The organism is Sporomusa sp. GT1 (genome assembly GCF_014634905.1).
GTDB lineage: Bacteria > Bacillota > Negativicutes > Sporomusales > Sporomusaceae > Sporomusa > Sporomusa sphaeroides.
On the sequence record NZ_BMBX01000001.1, the window covers coordinates 145534 to 167687 of the forward strand.

Annotated in this window: 20 protein-coding genes and 1 riboswitch; of the genes, 1 reads left to right on the plus strand and 19 read right to left on the minus strand. The window is 45.3% G+C overall.

What is annotated here, in order from left to right:
• Window position 1 precedes the first annotated feature (1 nt).
• From GT1_RS00775 to GT1_RS00785, 3 genes are all read right to left on the minus strand, one after another.
• Window positions 2-1249, minus strand: coding sequence for a competence/damage-inducible protein A (locus GT1_RS00775; protein ID WP_188396714.1), 1248 nt, complete (start codon window positions 1247-1249; stop codon window positions 2-4).
• A gap of 373 nt (window positions 1250-1622) precedes the next feature.
• Complete coding sequence (gene rimO / locus GT1_RS00780; protein ID WP_188396716.1) at window positions 1623-2957, minus strand: 30S ribosomal protein S12 methylthiotransferase RimO; 1335 nt, start codon at window positions 2955-2957, stop codon at window positions 1623-1625.
• A 15-nt stretch (window positions 2958-2972) separates the two neighbouring features.
• Entirely contained in the window at window positions 2973-4007 is a 1035-nt protein-coding gene (locus tag GT1_RS00785) for an ABC transporter substrate-binding protein (protein ID WP_188396718.1), read from the minus strand.
• Window positions 4008-4496: 489 nt separating this feature from the next.
• Between GT1_RS00785 and GT1_RS00790 the strand changes: the two genes are divergently transcribed.
• Window positions 4497-4889, plus strand: a complete 393-nt coding sequence (locus GT1_RS00790; protein ID WP_188396720.1) for a hypothetical protein — start codon at window positions 4497-4499, stop codon at window positions 4887-4889.
• Here the strand turns inward: GT1_RS00790 and GT1_RS00795 are convergent.
• The 16 genes from GT1_RS00795 to GT1_RS00870 form a co-directional block, all read right to left on the minus strand.
• Entirely contained in the window at window positions 4886-6787 is a 1902-nt protein-coding gene (locus GT1_RS00795) for a YgiQ family radical SAM protein (RefSeq protein WP_188396722.1), read from the minus strand. The two genes, GT1_RS00790 and GT1_RS00795, sit on opposite strands and share 4 nt — an antisense overlap.
• Before the next feature lie 21 nt (window positions 6788-6808).
• Window positions 6809-7579: a RodZ domain-containing protein gene (locus tag GT1_RS00800; protein ID WP_188396724.1), complete on the minus strand. Its 771-nt coding sequence runs from the start codon at window positions 7577-7579 to the stop codon at window positions 6809-6811.
• 5 nt (window positions 7580-7584) lie between these two features.
• Entirely contained in the window at window positions 7585-8634 is a 1050-nt protein-coding gene (mnmH, locus tag GT1_RS00805; protein WP_188396726.1) for a tRNA 2-selenouridine(34) synthase MnmH, read from the minus strand.
• A 56-nt stretch (window positions 8635-8690) separates the two neighbouring features.
• The gene (locus GT1_RS00810; RefSeq protein WP_188397476.1) at window positions 8691-10796 is read right to left on the minus strand and encodes a DNA translocase FtsK; all 2106 of its coding nucleotides are present in this window, start codon (window positions 10794-10796) and stop codon (window positions 8691-8693) included.
• Between the two features lie 150 nt (window positions 10797-10946).
• Window positions 10947-11180 carry a YlzJ-like family protein gene (locus GT1_RS00815; protein ID WP_188396728.1) on the minus strand — a complete coding sequence of 78 codons (234 nt, stop codon included), beginning with the start codon at window positions 11178-11180 and terminating at the stop codon, window positions 10947-10949.
• Window positions 11180-11971 carry a ClpP family protease gene (locus tag GT1_RS00820; RefSeq protein ID WP_188396731.1) on the minus strand — a complete coding sequence of 264 codons (792 nt, stop codon included), beginning with the start codon at window positions 11969-11971 and terminating at the stop codon, window positions 11180-11182. Before GT1_RS00820 ends, GT1_RS00815 begins: the two co-directional genes overlap by 1 nt.
• A 150-nt stretch (window positions 11972-12121) precedes the next feature.
• Complete coding sequence (locus tag GT1_RS00825; protein ID WP_250728380.1) at window positions 12122-13741, minus strand: ribonuclease J; 1620 nt, start codon at window positions 13739-13741, stop codon at window positions 12122-12124.
• 268 nt (window positions 13742-14009) lie between these two features.
• Window positions 14010-14894, minus strand: a complete 885-nt coding sequence (dapA, locus tag GT1_RS00830) for a 4-hydroxy-tetrahydrodipicolinate synthase (protein WP_188396735.1) — start codon at window positions 14892-14894, stop codon at window positions 14010-14012.
• 15 nt (window positions 14895-14909) lie between these two features.
• Window positions 14910-16130, minus strand: a complete 1221-nt coding sequence (dapG, locus tag GT1_RS00835; RefSeq protein ID WP_188396737.1) for an aspartate kinase — start codon at window positions 16128-16130, stop codon at window positions 14910-14912.
• A gap of 10 nt (window positions 16131-16140) precedes the next feature.
• Window positions 16141-17172, minus strand: coding sequence for an aspartate-semialdehyde dehydrogenase (locus tag GT1_RS00840; protein ID WP_075755172.1), 1032 nt, complete (start codon window positions 17170-17172; stop codon window positions 16141-16143).
• A gap of 52 nt (window positions 17173-17224) precedes the next feature.
• Window positions 17225-18019 (minus strand): 4-hydroxy-tetrahydrodipicolinate reductase, encoded by a 795-nt coding sequence (dapB, locus tag GT1_RS00845; protein WP_075755170.1) that lies wholly within the window; start codon window positions 18017-18019, stop codon window positions 17225-17227.
• 288 nt (window positions 18020-18307) lie between these two features.
• Window positions 18308-18480: riboswitch (Lysine riboswitch) on the minus strand.
• Window positions 18481-18716: 236 nt separating this feature from the next.
• Window positions 18717-19406, minus strand: coding sequence for a general stress protein (locus GT1_RS00850; protein WP_223225980.1), 690 nt, complete (start codon window positions 19404-19406; stop codon window positions 18717-18719).
• Between the two features lie 65 nt (window positions 19407-19471).
• Window positions 19472-19744 carry a YlmC/YmxH family sporulation protein gene (locus GT1_RS00855; RefSeq protein WP_075755166.1) on the minus strand — a complete coding sequence of 91 codons (273 nt, stop codon included), beginning with the start codon at window positions 19742-19744 and terminating at the stop codon, window positions 19472-19474.
• Between the two features lie 12 nt (window positions 19745-19756).
• Window positions 19757-20074: a hypothetical protein gene (locus GT1_RS00860; protein WP_075755164.1), complete on the minus strand. Its 318-nt coding sequence runs from the start codon at window positions 20072-20074 to the stop codon at window positions 19757-19759.
• A 76-nt stretch (window positions 20075-20150) separates the two neighbouring features.
• Window positions 20151-20594 (minus strand): dUTP diphosphatase, encoded by a 444-nt coding sequence (locus GT1_RS00865; RefSeq protein ID WP_188396739.1) that lies wholly within the window; start codon window positions 20592-20594, stop codon window positions 20151-20153.
• 12 nt (window positions 20595-20606) lie between these two features.
• A complete protein-coding gene (locus tag GT1_RS00870) occupies window positions 20607-21860 on the minus strand; it encodes a pitrilysin family protein (RefSeq protein WP_188396741.1) in 1254 nt (417 codons plus the stop codon).
• Window positions 21861-22154 lie beyond the last annotated feature (294 nt).

Below are 22154 nucleotides of genomic sequence, written 5' to 3' on the forward strand. Positions count from 1 at the left end.
CCTAAATAGTAAGCAGATAATGCCGCAAATGACTAAGGGCGGCTAGAGCCGTCCGGTTTTTTATATCAGTACGTGCTCCTGTAAAATAATGCTCGTAACAGTTGGTTCCTGCCGGACCGTCAATGGCAATGTAAACAAGTCCTACCGGCTTATCGGCAGTGGCGCCGTCAGGACCGGCAATACCGGTAATGCCGATACCTACACCGGCACAGAATTTTTCTCTAATACCCTGAGCCATGCCTTCAGCTGTCTCACGGCTTACGGCCCCTTTTTCGGCAAGTATTTCTTCGGCAACGCCAACTTGTTCCATTTTGACAGTATTGCTGTAGCATACTATGGAACCTGTCAGGTACCGCGAACTGCCGGGAACATCGGTAATACGGCTGGTAACAAGGCCGCCGGTACAAGATTCTGCAAGCGCTGCCGACAATTTTTTTTCCAGTAATAATTTGCCCACACTCATCTCGATAGTGTCTTCATCAATTCCAAAAACATGTTCACCTAACAACGGGCGGATTTGGCTTTCGAGATCGTGAATCATTTGCAAAGCTTTTGGTTCGCTTGCCGCCTGAGCAGTAATGCGCACGTGAATTTCACCACTGCGGGCTAACAAGGCAATCGTCGGATTGGACTGAGATAAAATATAGTGCTTAATTCGCTCTTCTAACGCCGACTCTCCCAGCCCATAGGTACGGAGGACTCTTGATACTATCGCCCCCTGAAAACCAAAGCGTTCGCTAAGATACGGAACAATCGAGGTTTCAAACATGGCTGAACATTCATGCGGCGGTCCCGGCAGATTGATAATAATTTTACCTGTCGCCTCGTCTTCAATAATAACACCTGGCGCTGTGCCGCAAGTATTTTCAACAATCCGTGCTCCTTCGGGCATCATGGCCTGACGCAAATTATTACTTGGCATACAGGTACGGCGTGTGGCAAAATACTGCTCAATTTGCTTGGCACTTGCCTCATCCAGATACATCGTTTTCCCTAGCAGCGATGCGGTTACTTCTTTAGTGATATCACCTTGCGTTGGACCCAGTCCACCGGTTGTTATAACAAGGTCGGCCCGTTCTAATGCGGTTTTTAAAACCAGCTTCATTCTGTCCCGGTTATCACCGACTGTTGTTTGATATATCACGCTAAACCCCAGCTCGTTTAAGCGGGTAGCTAAAAATGGCGCATTGGTATTTATTATCTGTCCCAAAAGCAGTTCAGTTCCTGTACTGACTAACTCTACAATCATTACTTTCCCCCCTAACTCTATTGCATTCGCGTTATAAATTAGCAAATCCTCTACTTAATTGATATTTTACCGCAAAAATTATCGTTAATAACCGCATTATTGCTATGGCTTATTTATAACCGGACTGCTATATACAATGTGTTAAAAACTTTTGCAGGCGGGTGGTGTGTTGGCATAAGCGGAAGTCAAACGCCAGTGATGGAGCGTTGTCAATATACACCGCGCCCGCCTGCGCCCGCAAACTTCAAGAACACGGAATATATAGCTTTCAGGATAAAAAATAGCAGAGCATGACGCCTCTACTATTTTGAGCTTGCATTATAGTATTATGGCTGGTGCCTTGGCGAAATCGGATATGAGGTTTAAGATGCGCCTAGTCCGGCTTTTTCTCTGCTAACAGATCGTACGTAAATCCTTGTACAACCTCTGCCTGTACTACAGCCCCGGGAACCAGCCCGCCAGCGTTCTCAACAAAAATCCGTCCATCCACATCAGGCGCTTCCCGGTATGACCTGCCGAAAGCCACATCAGGCTGTTCGCTATTATGGCCTTCAATGAGTACCGTAAGCTCTTTTCCTTCCATCTGGCGATTCAGTTCTTCGGAAATCTGGCATTGCAATGCCATCAGTTCGTGATATCGTTCTTCTTTAACCGTGTCAGGCACCTGCTGCGCCAAAGCCCCGGCCGGTGTGCCTTCTTCCTGGGAGTAGGAAAAAACACCTACCCGTTCAAACTTTTGCGCAAGCATAAATTGCTTTAAGGTTTCAAAGTACGCGTCTGATTCACCCGGGAACCCGACAATGAACGAAGTACGAATAACTACGCCAGGGATGGAAGCTCGAATCTTAGTTAGTAATTTTTCAATATCAGCCCGCGTATCACGGCGGTTCATGGCCGCTAATATTTCATCATCAGCATGTTGCAGCGGCATGTCAATATATTTACAAATCTTAGGTTCGCTGGCAATTGTTTCAATAAGCTCATCATTAAAATATTTAGGATAGCAATAAAGCAGCCGAATCCAAAGAAGTCCGTCGATTTTTACCAATTCTTTAAGCAAGGCTGTTAACTGCGGCGTATGATAACGGTCACGCCCATAACTGGTAGTGTCCTGAGCAATCAAATTTATTTCTTTTACACCTTGTGCAGTGAGGTTTTTTACCTCACTGACAATGGATTCTATTGTACGGCTGCGATATTTTCCCCGCACCAGCGGAATCACACAATAGGAACAGCAATTACTACAGCCTTCGGCAATTTTTACATAAGCACTGTAAGAAGGTGTAGTGGTAATGCGTCTCATGTTTTCATCATAAATAGTATCTGTCTCACCAATAAGCAAAAGACGCTCACCAGCCAGAACAGCCTGTACTGCTTCCATAATCCGGTGCCATGCGCCGGTACCGACAATGGCCGAGACTTCCGGCAATTCGTCTAATAATTCCTGCTGATAACGCTGCCCCAGACATCCGGCAACAATCAGACCCCGGCATTTACCTTCCCGTTTAAAATCAGCCATCTGAATAATGGTGGAAATAGACTCTTCTTTGGCAGAGTCTATAAATCCACAGGTGTTGACTATCAGGATATCGGCGGCATGCGGGTCATCGGTAATAGTTATATTGTTATCAGCCAAAATTCCCAGCATTATTTCAGTATCTACCAGGTTTTTGGCACATCCTAAACTAACAAATCCTGCTTTAAGCATTGGTGCGTAGGCCTCCTACTTTATTCCCAAGCGGGCTTGAACCCATTTATCCAGTAATCGCCGCTGCTGTTCAGGGGAGTACATATCATGATGGTCAAGCAGCTTCATGTTTTTTTTCGCATATTCCCGGTATAGTTTTGTTTCCGGATTAGTGGGGAAAAAATAAAATTTATGTTGTGTCATAACCACTTGCGGTGCATCCTGAGTAAGCCAGTCAATAAAATGTTTTGCCTGCCCGGCCTGCTTAGCTCCTCTGACCAGGCCCGCGCCTGTCAGTAAATACGCCGAACCACTTTCAGGGTAAACAATTTGCACGGGAAAGCCGTCCTTGGCATAACGCATGGTCTCACTGTGCACAGCAATACCGATATCAACCTCACCCATGCTGGCCATTCGCGCCGGTGTTGCCAGAAATTTAGCATATTGCACAATATGCGGGTGAAGTTTTTTGAACAGATTTAATGTCTGCTCCTCACCATTAGCAGCAACCAAAGTGTATAAAAGATTGGCAGACGCATCGGCTGCAAGAAAATCCGTCATACCTACCCTTACTTTATCATCCAGCAGCAAGTCTGACCAGTTGGCCGGTTTTTGCGCTGCGGCTTGATAGTAATCCTGATTGACCGCAAAAACAATGGGGTCATACCATAGACCTACCCAATAACCGTCAGTATCTTGAAACCTGCTTGGTATGATATCCGTATATTCTGATTGGTATGGTACCAGAAGCGCACTGCTCCGGGCTTGTTTCAGCGTCTTGCGATGAGCCAGGATGAGGTCGGCCTGCGGCTGCAGCGACTCTGCTATTAACCGGTTAATCAGTTCCTTGTCGGTAAGGGGGGTAATATTCACTCTAACATTAGCGGTTTTCTCGTATTCCTGGGCTATTATGGCTACCTGCTCCAGCGGTAATGTTGTATAAACAGTAATGGTTTCCAAACCGCTTTTGTTCCCCTTGCTGCCCGCATAGCCTGCAAGATAGGTAGTGCCTGTAACCAATAAAATAAGCAAAAAGAAAGACATTAACAACAGTGGTAGATAACGTCGCATAAACTACCTCCGCTCTATTATAGTCCGCCAAGCCTAAATCCGCAGTGTTTTTATCGCAGACTACTAGCTATAGTTAGAATTACAGGAAAGGCAAACATATATACTATACCTTTTATTTCTTCTTTATGCAAGTCTAAATTCCTTTAATTTCCTGAACATAAATCATTATATTGTATCTGTAAGCAAACTAGTAGCTTGTCAGCTCTAAAACAGTAGAATAATGGCGAGGCTATTTTTCGCAAATCAAGGCGGAGGAAGGAAGCATACCGGACGTATGCTGACTGACGACAACGAAGAGTTGCGGAAAATAGACCGTCAGTATTCACTGGATTAGGGCTGGCAAGTTACTAACTCCATTATTCTAAAAAATAACATATTGTGGTAGAATAGAGGAGACCAAGCTTCCGGGGAAACCCGCTAAACTCCCGGTTATTAAAGCAGGGCGTATTAGTGTGGTATCAGGTAAATTATCGGAAAGGAGTTGTTACCATGATAGATAAACCCTCCTTGTGGTCTATGCTTCATCCGGATTTGACCGCGCGTCTGCTTATTGTCATAATTTTTTTACTGTTAATAGCAGTGGGTTACGCCTTCGGCATCTACGACGGGCTTGTACATAATGATACGACAGCTGCCCTGAATTCGTTTGCCGCACTACTCTTATACGCCATTCCCGCCTTTGGCTTGTTAAAGCTCAAACGCTGGGCCCGGCTGGTGGAATTAGTCTTATCGATTGTGTTTGTAATCATCGGATTTATCGTCATGTTCGGCTACAGTATGACGATGGGGATTATAACTATTGTCCCCCATGGACTAATTGCCATGTACCTGTTATCAGATGACTGCCGCCGTGCATTTGGCCTGCTAGCCAAAAGAGACTAGATTTTTCTATCTAGTCTCTTTTCTTTACCCCGCTTGTCCCTGGCAGGAGCAACCCGACGGGTTTTGTTAGATTTACCGGCTTGTGAAACGGCAGCCTGCGGTTTATTTCGCGGCGGCCGTATCAGGCATTTTGGCTCATAGCCGATTAAGTCCCGGCGATTGGCCTTAGTGAGTGCTTCATACACCAACTCGTAGTTTTTCGGATTCCGGTACTGCAATAACGCTCGCTGCAGCCTTTTATCCTCCGGCTTTTTGGCAACATAGACCTTTTCCCCTGTCAGCGGATTGATCCCGGTATAATACATACAGGTTGATATGCTTCCCGGAGTAGGAATGAAATCCTGCACCTGCTCCGGATTATAACCGGTATCACGCAGAAATTCGGCCAATTCAACCGCTTCTTTAAGGCCGGCGCCCGGATGGCTGGACATAAAATAAGGTACAAGGTATTGTTCCTTACCTAATTCCTTATTGACTTTTTCATATGCCTTTTTAAATTTTAAATACGTATCTTTACCTGCTTTGCCCATTAGTTGTGTTACTTTGGCCGAAATATGCTCTGGTGCTACTTTTAACTGACCGCTGACATGATGCTCGCACAATTCCCGCAAAAACTGCATATCATTGGCTGCCAGCAAATAATCATACCGCAGCCCGGAGCGCACAAAGACTTTTTTTATGCCGGGAATTTTTCTGATTGCCCTAAGCAATTCTAAATACTCGGTATGATCGGTGTTCAAACTTTTGCAAGCATTGGGAAACAAGCATTGCTTGCCGCGGCAGGCCCCCCGGTCTGCTTGCTGCTCACAGGCAGGCTGGCGAAAATTCGCGGTAGGTCCGCCCACATCATGGATATACCCCTTAAAGTCCGGCATTCTGACAATTTCACCGGCTTCCCGCAGTATGGATTCCTTGCTGCGGCTCTGAATTATCCTTCCCTGATGCGCGTATAACGCACAAAACGAGCAGCTTCCATAACAGCCGCGATGACTGACTATGCTGAACTTTACCTCCTGAATAGCCGGAATCCCGCCTGCTGCGGTATAGGAAGGATGATAGGTGCGCTGATATGGCAAATCATATATTTCGTCCATCTCCTGGGTCGACAGCGGCATAGCCGGTGGATTTTGCACCACATATTGTTCACCATATCCCTGAACAATGATTTTTCCCCTGATCGGGTCCTGCTCCAAATACTGAATTTTGAAGGCCTGGGCAAAATCAGCCTTACTGTTGACGACCTCCTGGTAACCAGGTACCTCAGCATAATCCCAGAGATGCTCAAGCCGCTCGGTGCGATAACAGGTTCCCGGTATATCCCGGATATTTTCAATACCAATACCGGCAGCTAATTGTGCGGCTAAGTCTTTTATCTGCTTTTCACCCATACCATATATCAGCAGATCGGCTCTACTATCAATCAAAACTGACCGCCGTATACTATCTGACCAATAATCATAATGGGCAAACCGCCGCAAACTGGCTTCGATGCCGCCAATAATCAACGGTGTCTTTTTCCAGATCTCTCTTAGCCGGTTGCAATAAACAATTGTCGCCCGTTCCGGCCTAAGTCCAGCCTGGCCTCCGGGCGAATAGTTATCAGTACTGCGATATTTCTTGGCTGCCGTGTATTTATTAAGCATAGAGTCAAGATTGCCTGCGCTGACCAATACACCCAGCCGGGGTTTGCCTAAACGTTTAAAGTCATTCGTGGTACGCCAGTCAGGCTGAGCAATGATTCCCACCTTGTAACCATACTTTTCTAAAAGTCTGGAGATAATGGCCGGTCCAAAACTGGGATGGTCAACATACGCATCCCCGCTTATAAACAGGAAATCCAGTTGTTCCCAGCCTCTTTCAGCCATATCTTCTCTGGTCATGGGCAAGAAATTCGTCATATCGGTAAATTTACCTCATTCCTATTGTGTAATTCCCGTCAATGTAAATGTTTTAACAATGACTTCACCATTCCCACCAATTTTCCCCACCGCATTCCCGTTATATACTACCTCAACGGCACCGGCGTTGCCAAACTTGGCTGTCAGAGTATTGACGGCTTCCCAGGTCAACGATTCACCGCGCTTGGGAATACCTTCGTAGATTTCCTTGCCGTCTGCCATGACTTGTGTCCAGCACTGGGAATTGTATTTAACATTTACAATGACTTTGGCAGCCGGCTGGACCGGCAGAGCCGACTGGGTTGACGGCATTGGATTTGAAGCCGGCTGCTGCGCTGCCGGTTGCTGCATTGCCGGTTCCGGCTGTTTAGGGGCCGCTGATTGCGATGGCGGAGTTGGAACAGGTTTTTGACTGCCAGATGACCACCAGGTCACTCCGGCAACAATCCCTGCTGCAACAACAGCTATCCCCAGCCATTTGAACCATGCATTACCGCTTTGAGGCGGCCTGCTTACAGGCTCTTCCTGTTGGCTGCTTTCCGGAACACTCTCGGTAACCTGCCCTTTATTTTGACGATATATCTCCATAACCTGCTGAGGATCAAGCCCCAGAAAAGTTGCATAATTGCGGATAAACCCTTTTACATATACCTCTCCGGGAATAACACCATAGTTACCTTCTTCAATAGCGTTAAGATACAGCGCCCTAATGCTGATAGCACTTTCAACATCTTTGATCGACAGATCTTTCTTTAAACGTTCAGCGCGTAAAAGTTCCCCTACTGTTTGCAAAACAACTACCTCCCAAACTGTTGTAAGTATTGGATTATCACTTCCGTTGCCTGCTCTATATCATCTGCATTTACTTCTACATCATATATAGCTGTATCTGATTGCCCATAGCCATACATAAGATCGTAATAGTCCACAAGCAGTACCTTCACGACGTCCCGAACCTTACCTGCTCTAAAATCAGCCAATAAGCATTCTGTTTTCTTGTTGCCGAGACGTCTGCGCAATGATTCAAGGCCAGCAACTATTGCTTCATCATTGTCTTTATCTTTATATAAATGTATGTACTCCTTGATTAACCGGTCTACCCGTACCTCAATATCTGCTGACACCAAAATCTTTTTGCCCCGCCTCATAGCGTCAAACAGACAGTCGGGTAAGTATACATTGCCAATACGCTTGCTTTCACATTCAACGACTATATATGGCTGTGTATTTAATTGGTCAAGCGCCAGCAATAAATTCGTATCAAAAATTTGAGCTGTTGCCGGTCTGCCTAAACCAATTTGTCCAAAAACCGACCCCCGGTGATTTGCTAATTGTTCCAAATTGATTACCGGAATGTTTGCATTAGCCAGTTGGTTTAGAATTAAAGTTTTCCCTGTGCCGGTTGAGCCGCAGAGCACAATGATTATGGGTTTAACCTCGAAAGTTCTCAGCCTGTTCAAGACAAATTGACGATAGGCTTTGTAGCCCCCGGAAAGCTGAGAAGACAAGATTCCCATTAATTCCAGCACAGTTACTACCGCTTTGGAGCGCATGCCACCCCGCCAACAGTACACTACCACTTTTCGTCCTGATTTACGAAGTTGTTGAACCCGTCCGACGATATCCGGCAGCTTGGCTGAGGCCAAAACCAGTCCCTGCAGCTTGGCTTCTTCGACACCTACCTGTCTGTAGGTCGTTCCCACCTGAACACGTTCATCATCACTGAATAAGGGAATGTTTACGGCTCCAGGGATATGCCCGGTTTCATATTCTGCCGGTGAACGCACATCAATAAAAACCGGACTGTCTATAGCGACAGCTTCTTCTACACTAATAATACTATGCAATATAAATCACCACTATTATTCTACCCTGTCATAAATGCGCTAAGCATAAAAGAGAGTTATTTCTTGAAATATCTTGCGTTAACTTGTTCAGAAGTCATAATAATATCCCGTGCTTTACTACCTATATTGGGTCCGACAATTTTCATCTCTTCCATAGTATCAATTAACCTGGCCGCGCGCGTATAGCCAATACGAAATTTGCGTTGCAGCATGGATACAGAAGCTTGTCCGGTTTCCAGCACCATATTTACGGCATCTTCCAAAAGTTCATCCTCAAAATGAGTTTGCTCATCTTTACCGGCATTCCCACTCTCCACAGTCGTTATACCATCATTATATTCCGGCTCAGCCTGTTCCTTAATATAGTTTACCAGGGCTTCCACTTCGCTATCGGCAATAAAGGCTCCCTGCACCCTGAGCGGCTTTGAAGCCCCGACCGGGTAAAATAACATATCCCCTTTGCCTAACAGTTTTTCGGCCCCGGCACTGTCTAAAATTGTCCGTGAATCGACTTGTGACGAGACAGCAAAAGAAATGCGGGAAGGTACATTGGCCTTAATTGTACCGGTAATGACGTCAACCGAAGGACGCTGTGTGGCCAGTACCAGGTGCAAACCGGCAGCCCGGGCTTTTTGTGCCAGGCGGCAAATGGCATCCTCAACATCGACAGGGGCTACCATCATCAAATCAGCCAGCTCGTCGATGATAATCAGCACTAAGGGCAGACGGTTATCGGCATGAAGCTCATTATACCGTGCAATATCACGGACTCCCGCGGTAGCAAAAACTTCATAACGGCGCTCCATCTCCTGTACAGCCCAGTTTAAGGCCGATGCCGCTTTTTTGGCGTCTGTCACTACAGGTGTCAGCAAATGCGGTATACCATTATAGTTGGATAGTTCCACCATTTTAGGGTCAATTAATACTAATTTTACTTCATCAGGACGCGCTTTAAAGAGCACGCTGGTTATCAACGTATTAATGCAAACGCTTTTGCCTGAACCGGTAGCCCCCGCAACCAGCAAATGCGGCATCTTAGCCAGGTCTGCAACAATTGGCTGTCCTGCAATGTCTTTGCCTAACGCTACTGTCAAACCGGAGGAAGAACGTACAAATTCGTCAGTTTCCAAAACCTCTCTTAAAGCAACACCGGATAATTCTTTATTGGGCACTTCAATGCCAATAGCTGCTTTACCGGGAATAGGAGCTTCAATACGAACCCCTGACGATGCAAGTTTCAGCGCCAGGTCATCTGATAAATTCACTATTTTGCTTACTTTTACACCAGGAGCGGGTTCAAGTTCGTACCGCGTAACTGTCGGTCCCTGACAAGTATTTATCACTCTGGCACTGACGCCGAAACTGTCTAACGTCTGTTCCAGTATACGGGCGTTGTCGGTAACTTCTTTCGGCAGCTTGGTTAAGCGTGGACGGTTTGGTTTTTTTAAGATAGATACCGGCGGCAACCCATATGTTGCAGTCGCCTCAGCCGCTTCAGGCCTGACCGGCACGAAAGACTCCGGTTCAGAGTGTTCTGCTGCGGCGATCCCCTCTTTAGGCATACTATTTTCTTTTTTGGGCGTCTTGACAATAAATTCCGGCTTGTCATCACACTGCTGGTCATAAAAAGCAGGCCGGGTTGGTGGCTCCTCTTGTTCTGAGAAAATATTTTCTGCAGACGCGGCGATAGCTTCCTTGGCTGAAGTCAGGCTGTCTACCGCCTTGACTTTAGCTGTCAGCAGTGCTGCCGCCAGTGACCAGGTCGTAATCATTAGTATTGAACAAAGCAACATGGCGGAGAGTACGATAATGGAACCATGCACTCCTAACAATTTACGCAAAGAAAAAAGCAGCACACCGCCGGTAAAGCCGCCGCCTGTCACCAAGCTATCAGGCATTATTTCCTGACCAACCGGAATCTTAACATGATGATAAATTGCTAAAACCATAAGATAAAAAAGCAATAAGCCCCAAAACTTGACTGAATAAATAATTGGGCTTTTCGCTACAATGTACTTTAGTCCAACGATTAACAACACCAAAGGTACAACTGTCGCGCCAATGCCAAAAGTATATGTAAGTATTTTAGCAATAAATACCCCTAACGGACCAACATTCAAGCCCAGCAGGCTAATTAACGCCAGCAGTCCGCCGGTAAACATTGTTATACCCAATAATTCATGTCGCAATTCCGGAGTCAAATGGTCTAACCATTTAGGCAAAACATACCACCTCTACTAGTACAGGGTTCTACACTATGAGAAAAATTCCTTTATTTTTAGTATTTTTAAGGTAAAAGAAAAACGCCCTCTTTACGAGAGCGCCTGAATAACCGGTTTATAAGTGATAATTGTTCCCGGCTGCAATTCATTGCGAAGGTAGTCGACAGGATCGGTGGTCAATAAGCGAACAACACGAAATTCATTATGCGATATTTTTTGCGCCATTACCTTTTGTCCTGCATATTCAATTTCTTCATAAGCTGGCTGCGGCTGATTTTGGTCGCTATACACTACTTCTTCCGGAACAATTGTCCAGAGAATCATTACTGCTTCAGCCCCTTACCTTCTTTATGGTCTTTTTGCAGTTCAATGAGTTCCTCTAGTTTTTTCAAGGCTTGCGATACGCCGCCTATTTCATTAATTAAACCATATTTAACAGCATCTTTGCCAGCTACCGAAGTTCCGATGTCCCGGGACAATTCACCTGTTTTGAAGAGAAATTCTTTCCATTTCTTTTCAGTTACATTGGAATGGCTTACCACAAATTTATTAACCCGCTCTTGCATCTTTTCGAGATAATCAAAGGAACTTGGCGCGCCTATGACCAAACCGGTAAGCCTGATAGGGTGAATTGTCATGGTAGCGCTCTCCACGATAAACGAATATGTCGCCGAAACGGCAATCGGTACGCCAATACTATGCCCGCCCCCCAATACTATGGAAACAGTGGGTTTTGACATACTGGCAACCATTTCAGCGATGGCCAGCCCTGCTTCAACATCGCCGCCTACAGTATTGAGTACCAGCAGCAAACCGTCGATTTCATTTGACTGTTCAATCGCGACAATCTGTGGCATTACATGCTCATATTTGGTGGTTTTGTTCTGAGGCGGTAAAACCATATGGCCTTCAATTTGCCCAATTATAGTCATTACATGAATATTGGTCTTCGCTATTGGTACTTCGGGTGTCCCCAACTCCTGGATATTTTCGGCTGCTGCTGTTTTCCTGGCTTGTCTGCTTTTTTTCGGACTTTCTGCCGGCGACGGATTTATTTGAGGTGCTTCAGGATTAGTACCCGGAGGAGCAACTACCGGATTATCATTAACTATCATCTACATATCCCTCCAGCCAATAAGCTAGTTATTTTTTATCCATATATAGTATTGGCGCTGATTGAGATTTCATACAGGCCTTGCCGGCAAAACAAATAAATAAGCCTTGAGGTGCCTGGTTTTTCAGCAGGAACACTCAAGGCTTCATTATTATACTTCCATGATTATCGGTAAAATCATAGGACGGCGGCGGGTACGTTCATATAAATATTTGCCCAGCGTATCACGAACATTGGATTTAATGGCGGCCCATTCCGTAATACCGTTATTTTCACACCTTTCCAACGCCTGCCTGACACGCTCTTTGGCATCTTCCATAAGCTGTTCAGACTCGCGTACATAGACAAAACCACGGGATACAATATCCGGGCCTGCGGCCACTTGCCCGCCTTGTTTGTCCATCGTAACCACAATGATTAATATTCCGTCCTGTGAAAGCTGCCGGCGGTCGCGAAGTACAATATTGCCCACATCACCAACCCCAAGGCCATCCACTAAGACGTTGCCGGAAGTTACCTTGCCGGCTACCAGCCCCTTGTCGGCGGTAAACTCCAATACTTGGCCATTTTCTGCAACAAAAACGTTCTCCTTAGGCAGCCCCATGGATTGTGCCAATTGAGCATGCTTTACCAGGTGACGGTATTCTCCATGAACCGGGATAAAGAATTTCGGCCGGATCAGGTTTTGGATTAATTTGAGCTCCTCCTGGCTTGCATGGCCGGAAACATGAATGCCTGAAGCTGCTTCATATACCACTTCGGCACCTTGCCGGAAAAGATAGTCAATTGTGCGTGAAACCAGTTTCTCGTTGCCGGGGATTGGTGTGGCTGAAATGATTACCGTATCTCCCGGAACAATTTCAACCTTTTTGTGTTCCGACATCGCCATTCTCGTTAAAGCCGACATCGGTTCCCCCTGACTGCCTGTTGTCAGAATAACAACTGCTGAAGACGGATAATTATTAATTTCATCAATATCAATAAGTATCCCTTCAGGCACATTTAAGTAGCCTAGCTCCAGAGCAATATTGGCAACATTAACCATGCTGCGTCCAAGAATAGCTACCTTGCGCCGGTATTTGCAAGCAGTATCAATGGCTTGCTGAATCCGGTGGATATTAGAAGAAAAGGAAGCAATAATAATACGCTCCCGCGCGCTGCGAAAAGTCTCGTCAAAGATGACTCCAACCGACTTTTCACTTTGCGTGTAACCAGGTCGTTCCGCATTGGTACTATCGGCCAAAAGCACCAGAACCCCTTGATCACCTAACTCGGCAAAGCGGTGAAAATCGGTAACTTTACCGTCAACCGGAGTCTGATCAAGTTTAAAGTCGCCGGTATGAACAATCACACCAACCGGTGTTTTTATGGATAAGGCTACTGAATCGGCGATACTGTGACTTACCCGGATAAAACCGATTTTAAAATTACCAATCTGAATTCGGTCGCCTGGTTTAACGGCATTCAGATTAGTCGTAGGAACGTTGTTTTCTTTCAAACGGCCTTCCAGGATGCCAAGAGTCAAACGAGTGCCATATACAGGGACATTCAGCTGTTTTAATACATATGGCAGGGCACCGATATGGTCCTCATGCCCATGCGTTAAAACAACCGCCTTCACTAAATCGCGGTTGTCCAACAAATAGGTAATATCAGGAATAACCAGATCAATCCCCAGCATGTCGTCTTCAGGGAACATTAAACCTGAGTCAATGACTATGATTTCGTCACCATAGCGTATGACCGTCATGTTTTTACCGATCTCCCCCATACCGCCCAAGGGAATTATCTGTACTTTGTTTGGTTGTCGTGACAAAAAAACATACACCTCCAAATAAATAAAGTAACCATACGAATCATTAAGTTGTAAGCGCCCGTTCATTAACCATAAACTAAAAAACCGGCCGTCCTGCCCACTTGTGAATAATTATAACCGATTTACCTGCCTATGACAACAAGTGGTACTGCTCGCTCAGAATATTATATGCAAATTCTGGCGACACATGCAAAAACCGGCAGCATTCGCTGCCGGTCTAAATTTACTGTAAAACACCTATTGATTGCATTACCTGTTTAAGCTGCTGCGTCTCACCCGCAGTGGGCGATATTAACGGCAGCCGCAGGGGACCTGCGTTGATGCCGATAATATTTACACATTCTTTAATCGGTATCGGATTAGTTGTAATAAAAATGGCTTTGAAGAAAGGCATAAGTTCAAGATGTATTGCTTGTGCTTTGGCTATATCTCCGGCAAAAAAAGCGGTTATCATCTCTTGCATACGCTTGCCGACAATATGTGCAGCAACACTAATTACCCCATTGCCGCCTACGCCTAAAAGCGGTAGTGTCAATCCATCATCACCACTATACACTAAAAAGTCGTTCGGCGTTATCCGGATAATTTCAGAAATTTGATCTAAGCTGCCACTGGCTTCCTTGACTGCTACAATATTGTTAATTTCCGCCAGCCGGGCAATCGTTGCCGGTAAAATATTAGAAGCGGTACGACCGGGAACGTTATATACAATAAGCGGCAACCCCGTTGAGTCGGCAATAGCTTTAAAATGCTGATAAAATCCTTCTTGCGGCGGTTTATTATAATAAGGACCTACAAGCATAGCTCCATGTACACCAATTTTTTCGGCTGCCTGCGTCATTTCAATCGATGCTCTGGTATCATTTGAACCGGTTCCCGCAATGACGGTAGCACTGTCCCCCACTGCATCCAATACCGTCCTGAATAATTCCAGCTTCTCATCCTTTGAAAGAGTAGCCGCTTCCCCGGTGCTGCCGGCCACAACAATGCCGTCAGAACCATTAGCTACAAGGTATTTCGCCAGTTTCGCTGCTTCATTGTAATTTACGCTGTAGTCAACATTAAACGGGGTTACCATCGCGGTTAAGACTCGTCCGAAATTCCTCATGATACTCTCCCCTTATTAATTTGATAAACCAAATTTTTCATGAAGCGACTTAACAGCGGCTCCAACGTCACTTTGGGGTACAAGCGCTGAAATGGAGGTATGCGAGTCTACAGTTTGCAAAATAGCAATCTTATTACGTGATAGAGCTTCGATAAAGTTCGCCATAACTCCGGGAACTTCACGCATTCCGCCACCAACTACCGACACTTTCGCACAGTTTTCCAAGATTTCGATATGATAGCCTTGCTGCTTGAGTTTGGTTGAAGCCTGCTCTACATGCTCAGCAGTAATGGTGAACATAATTTGTCCCGGATGGACATTAATTAAATCAACACTAATATCACTTTCAGCCATGGTTCTAAACACGTTAAAGCTGCTGTCACTTCCCATGGTATCGTCAAGATGAACTTTAAACTGGGCAATATTGGTCAGGTAAGTTACCCCTGTAGCCACCCTGTCAACTACCGCAGCTTCACTGGTATCCTCTTGGGCAATATTAGTGATAAGTGTCCCGGGAGCATCACTAAAGGTGGATTTTACTACCAGGGGAATATTTTTTTGCATGGCAATTTCCACTGCCCGGGGATGAATAACCTTAGCCCCTTGATGCGCCAGTTGACATACTTCACCATAGCTTATGCAATCAAGGATTTTAGCATTCTCGACAATTCTTGGATCAGCGGTCATGATGCCGTCAACATCGGTATAGATTTCTATCATTTCCGCATTGAGCGCTGCACCTAACGCCGAGGCAGTTGTATCACTGCCGCCACGTCCCAAGGTAGTAAACTCACCTTCATCAGTCATACCTTGGAAACCACAGACAACAGGGACTTTTCCTTGTTTTAACAGGCTAAGTATCCGTGTTGGATCACATTTTAAGATACGGGCGTCAGTAAAGTTATCATCTGTGGTAATGCCCGCCTGCCCGCCTGTTAACATAACAGAAGTCATACCGGCCGCCTGCAAAGTACCGGCCATAACTACAGCTGAAATCATTTCACCGCAGTACATAATCTGATCCAGTTCCCGGGCCGCAGTCCCTTTATACACCGAACGTGCGACGCTAAGCAGCGTATCGGTGGCATAAGGAGCTCCCTGGCGCCCCATTGCCGATACCACAATTACCGGATTGAAGCCCTGTTCCCGCGCCTTCTCAATTTTACGCAGAACCAGTTCCCTCACTTCGGGTGACGCTACAGATGTGCCCCCGAACTTCTGGACAAGTATTCGCATTTTGTACACCTCAAATTAAGTTATGCTCAATCATATACTCGGCAATTTGCACGGCATTAAGAGCTGCACCTTTTCGAATCTGATCGCCTACTACCCACATATTCAGCCCATAAGGAACCGTTTTATCCGGGCGGATACGACCAACGAATACCTCATTGCGGTCAGAAGTATATAAAGGCATAGGATACAGCATTTCTGCCGGATCGTCTTGTACAATAATGCCTGGGAATTCAGCCAATAGCTGTTTTGCCTCTTGCGGGGACAGCGGACCGTCCATTTCTATGTTTATTGATTCAGAGTGACTGCGATATACCGGTACTCTTACGGTGGTCGCAGTGATTCCGATAGAATAATCATTCAATATCTTATGAGTTTCATGTACCATTTTCATTTCTTCTTTAGTGTAATCGTCCTCAACAAAGACATCAATATGTGGCAACAGATTAAAGGCTATCTGATAATGTTTGGGCAGACTGGCACTTGGCAATATATTAGCTTCTACCGGACGGTTTTCCATAATGGCCTTAACCTGATCTGTAAGTTCGTCAATAGCCTCCTTGCCGGCGCCAGAGACTGCCTGATAGGTTGATACAACAATCCGCTTTATTTTGGCAGCGTCATAAATAGGCTTCAAAGCCATAACCATAATAATAGTTGAACAGTTAGGGTTGGCAATAATTCCTTTGTGCTTTTTTATAGCCTCAGGGTTAACTTCCGGCACTACCAAAGGCACTTCCGGATCCATGCGAAATGCACTGGAGTTATCAATAACAACAGCTCCCCGTTTAGCAGCTTCAGGTGCCAGTGTTTTACTGATCGAACCGCCGGCAAACAAAGCAAACTGCACGTTGTTAAAAGCCTCTGGTGTTGCTTCTTCAACTATGTAACTTTTTCCCATAAATTCTATGGATTTTCCGGCTGATCGTTCAGATGCCAACAATTTTAATTCATTAAACGGAAATTTGCGTTCTTCAATAAGTCTTAAAAATTCCTGTCCAACTGCTCCAGTTGCACCTACAATTGCTACATTATACTTTTTCATGTAAGCCACTCCCCCAAGCTTTTCACATTATTTTGTACTACTATACAAGACTTTAGTCCATTATATGTTCAAGGCCAACTATTAGCCCATCCACAGTCAGTACCTTTTTACAAGCCAGTACAACTCCCGGCATAAAGGATTCCCGGGATATTGAATCATGGCGAATGCTAAGCGTTTGTCCTAAACCACCAAAAATTACTTCCTGATGGGCAACATAGCCTGGCAAGCGAACACTATGCAGCCTAATTCCCGCTAATTCGCCCCCACGCGCACCAGGCAGTTTCTCAGTCTCCCGGGGATGACCCTGACGCATTTCACCTCGCACACTGGCAATCATCTCCGCCGTCCGCAGGCCGGTGCCGGAAGGTGCGTCAAGTTTTTGATCATGATGCATTTCGATAATTTCGACATGCGGTAAATACTTAGCAGCTTCTTGCGCCAGTTTCATCATGAGAATTGCACCTATGGAAAAATTAGGAGAAATAATTGCATTAACTTTAGAAGCTGTACATAATTTACGGAGCTCATTAATATCGGCTTCCGCTAAGCCGGTAGTTCCAACTACCGGGCACACACCGTTTTTAATTGCCAGTTGAGTATTATTCATAACTGCTTCAGGATTAGTGAAATCAACCATAACTTGTGGTTTTGTCTCATTGATAACCGTAACCAGATCATTGCCTACAGTTACTCCTGTTTTGCCTGCGCCGATAATATCCCCTACATCGGCAAAATCTGAGTTAATATCCATCGCACCAACTATACTTAACTGCTGGTCCTCATGAACTGCGCGCAGTACTTCCCGCCCCATTTTGCCATAAGCTCCACATACCATTACTCTAATCAAACGCTGTCCACCTCCTATTAAGATAAAGCTGACTTAGCTTCAGGTGGGGTTTTAACCCCATCTGAAGGTTAGTCGCCCTTATCCTGGGATTTAGCTGCTCTTAACTCCCTTTTGAAAAAGGGAGTCCTAGAGCGGGTTAATCTCAGGGAAAAACCTTCGCTTTTGCCAAATCCTTAGAAAAGTCAAAGGCATAAACATAAAGCAGCCGGTGAGTGCATTTCTCGCCGGCTGCCCTAAAGACAGCATTGGTCTAACCTTAGGAAAATACAAACGTATATTCCTCTGATCAGATGAGATAGCACTCCACCAAGTAATGGTGACAGTCTTAAACCTGTTTGATATAAGACCAGTAAAAGAGACTGGCAGTCCTGCTTTTACTTCGGCGGTTGTCCCTTTCCTTCCAGCTCATCGACGCCGCTCTCCCTGAAAGTACTGTTAACTCCCGCACCTCTACTTCATCCTGTATAGGATGTTGCTTATTCATTTTATACACATTCTATACCAAAGGTTCCAACGTTGTCAAATAAATATTAAAAAATAGTGTATTTTACGGTCTAAACAGGAAAAACCACCGACAAGTTTCTTATAACCATCATATTACTGAGGCGCGGGCGGCCGTTATATATAAGCGGAGTCAAACGCCGGCGGCGCTGTGTTGTATAAATTGAGTAAAAACCGGGGATTCCCCCGGTTTTTTTTAGCTTAATGCGTGAGTTTCGACATCCTTGGCACCATTTTGGCGAAGGATCTGAGCCGCTTGGTTAGCCTTAGCTGCATCGGCGCGGATAATAGTCAAAATTCCCCCTTGCACTACATGCTGCTCATAGCGTTTTCCCACCTCAGCGGGAATGCCCCAGTCAATCAAACCACCGGCAATACCACCGGCCACAACCCCGCTTAAAGCAGCTGCAATCGGACCGGCAGCAACAATTGGCCCTACTCCGGGAATGGCTAAAGCACCCGCTCCCAGCAGCAAACCGCCAATTCCGCCTAAGGTGCCGCCTGTAAGAGTACCATCGGTAATGTCATCTTCAAAAGATCCATCACCTTGGGTGTTTCTTGTGTTTTTGTTCTTAGAAACAATGTTGATTTCTTCTGTTGTAAAGCCTTGCGCCCTGAGGGAATTAACCGCTTGCTCCGCATTATTCCGGCCATCAAACACGCCGATTACACTTTTAACCCCCTGGGTATTTCCCTGAGCTGACTGAGTTGCCTGATTTCCCTGCATGGTGCCTGCCGTCATTTGATTGGAAGTGGCCGCCGGCTGGGCACCTGTATTGGCATTGAACATGGCATTGCCTGCCTGTCCTGTAGTTTGGTTCATCGCCTGATTATTAACATTACCTGCTATTTGATTGCCACCATTGTTACTGTTTGTTGTCTCCATCAATAAAGCCTCCTAACATTAGTGTGATATACAATCTAATGTTAGGTTGACCATGTATAAGTTTTTTATTCCCTAAACGTAGAATACATTCGTTCATAAGCATTATTCAAATCAACAATAACAACCTCGTCACCAATCCGTTTGATAGCCTGCCAGGGTATTGTGGTTATCTGACCATCCCCTAAAAAGTTAAAGAGGGATCTTCGTTTGGGTAATACCAAGCCGCCAATAACCCCTGTCCGACTGTCAAAAGTAATTTCACATTCACCGATTATGCCCAACCGGGCTCCATCACCCAAATTAATAACTTCTTTTCCGGCCATTTCACTTATCCGCATATCCTCACCTACTTAATTACCAAATAGTCTACTAAAAAGCGGCTGGATAACCGCCATAGCAATCGACGTCATAGCCAACGGATCAAACGAAAGTATCCCGACCGTTATTTTCTCAGGCAACTCAAGTTTCAGGAAGGAAACCACCATTACCATCGAAAGATATACCCCGCCGGCAGTAGCTACTAAATCCTGTACAGCGGTGGAAAAAGGTGATGGCTTGGGTTCCAGCAAAGGTGCACTGTCCAATAAGGTACGAGAGCGACAGACACGCAGCCAAACCGATCCCATAAGGAGAAGAATAATGAGTACCAACGCCGCCCATGTATACATCGTATCCCCCCTAACCGGCTTCTACCAATGTATATGGCGCTTTAGACTAAAATATGAACGAAAAATCAGCCCGGCTTCACTCGCCGGTACTGCCTAAGCCACCTGACCGGACAGCGGCAACACAATCATTATCTGTCTTTAAATACTTATAAAAAATTCCCTGAGCTATTCTAGTCCCTGCTCTGATTGTCAAAGGCTCGGTACCATGATTAAATATGCCAACCAGAATATGTCCCTCATTGTCCGGATTATTATAATAATCGGCATCAATAATTCCTTGCCCATTGATTAAGCTCAAACTATGTTTAATGGATAAACCGGAACGGATGTGAATACCTAAATATTCATCCTCCTGCATATAAGCTTTGAGGCCTGTCGGAATCAAGGCCACCTTTCCGGGATATAAAGTAGTTTCTTGAGCGGCGGCAATATCATAGCCGGCACTTAATCCGGTCTTGCGTACAGGCAAAATTACATTACAGTCCTTATATTGGGTAATTACCTCAAACCCTCTTGTCATACTATTCCCCTTTTAAATCCTAAAGTTCGTATTAATTTTTGCAGAATCAACAGGCCCCAGGGCAGTAAAGCACAATTGCTTGGCAGTAAGCATCTGCTCAATCATCTGATTGACATCGGTTAACGTTACCCTGTCAATTTTACCGACAACTTCGTCTAAGGACACAAATTTGCCTAAAGTAATTTCCAGTTTGCCAATACGGGACATCCTGCTGCTTGAACTTTCCAGTCCCAGCAGCAAATTTCCCTTTATTTGCTCTTTGGACTTAGTTAACTCTTGTTCACTGATTCCTTTTTCTTTGAATTCTCTTAGGTTTTCCAGAATCAGATCTAAAACCTGATTTACATTGCCTGGCCGGGTTCCGGCATAGATAGTGAATAAGCCGGCATCCCGGTAATTGGTTTGATAGGAATAAATGGAATAGGCCAGTCCCCGCTCTTCCCGGATAGATTGAAACAGCCTGGAGCTTATCCCGCCGCCTAAAATATTATTCAGAATATGAACAGGATATATTTCCGGGCTGTCTTGTGGCACACTTGCTGTACCTAAACACACATGTACCTGCTCTATGTCTTTGCTGACAATGGTTTTCGCCGGAGCAAACGCCGGAGCAGTGATTGCCAGATTTCGGCTTTGGCCTTGCATTTGACCAAAATAACTTGCTGCCAACTGTACCAAAGCGTCATGGCTTATATTGCCGGCTGCAGCAATAACCAAATTATCCGGTGTGTAAAAATCCTGATAATATTTTTTCACTAACGCCTGGTCAAAGCGTTCTATCGAAGCAAGTGTGCCTAAAATATTCCGGCCAAGCGGATGAGCCGGCCAGATAGTATCTAAATGAATATCATGAACCAATTCATCAGGTGTATCCTCATACATATGTACTTCTTCAAGTACTACCTGGCGTTCCCGCTCAATGTCATCTTCGGCAAATTTGGACCGTAGCAGCATATCGCTTAAAATATCCATCGCCAGCTCGGCATGCGAGTCTAACACTTTTAGATAATAACAGGTGCACTCTTTGGCGGTAAATGCATTAAGCTGACCACCTATAGCATCCACCGTCTCAGCAATATCCTTGGCCGACCGCCGGGCGGTACCTTTAAACATCAAATGTTCAATAAAGTGAGAAACACCATGATTTTCTTCGTTTTCAAACCGTGATCCGGTAGCCATCCATACTCCCATGGTGACTGATTTAACATACGGAATAGTCTCCGAAACAACACGAACCCCATTAGGTAACACTGATTTTCGGTACATACAGTCTCCTTTTCCTCAAACCAAAGTTAAAGCTTCCACCAGTATGCCTGGGAGAAAATCTTTATCATTTCACATACCTATTATAATGCAATTTATCAAAATAAGCATATTCCTTATTATACCTAAATTCAATAAAGAAAAAAACAGAGATAACCGGCTAAACTTCAGATTGACCAAAATCAATTGAAGTTTAGCCTGCTTTATCTCTGTTTACAGAAACTAATTTATCCGATGACTAACCCGCTCTAAGACTCCGCTTCACAAGCGGGAGACCCCTATGGGCACAGGCGAGCG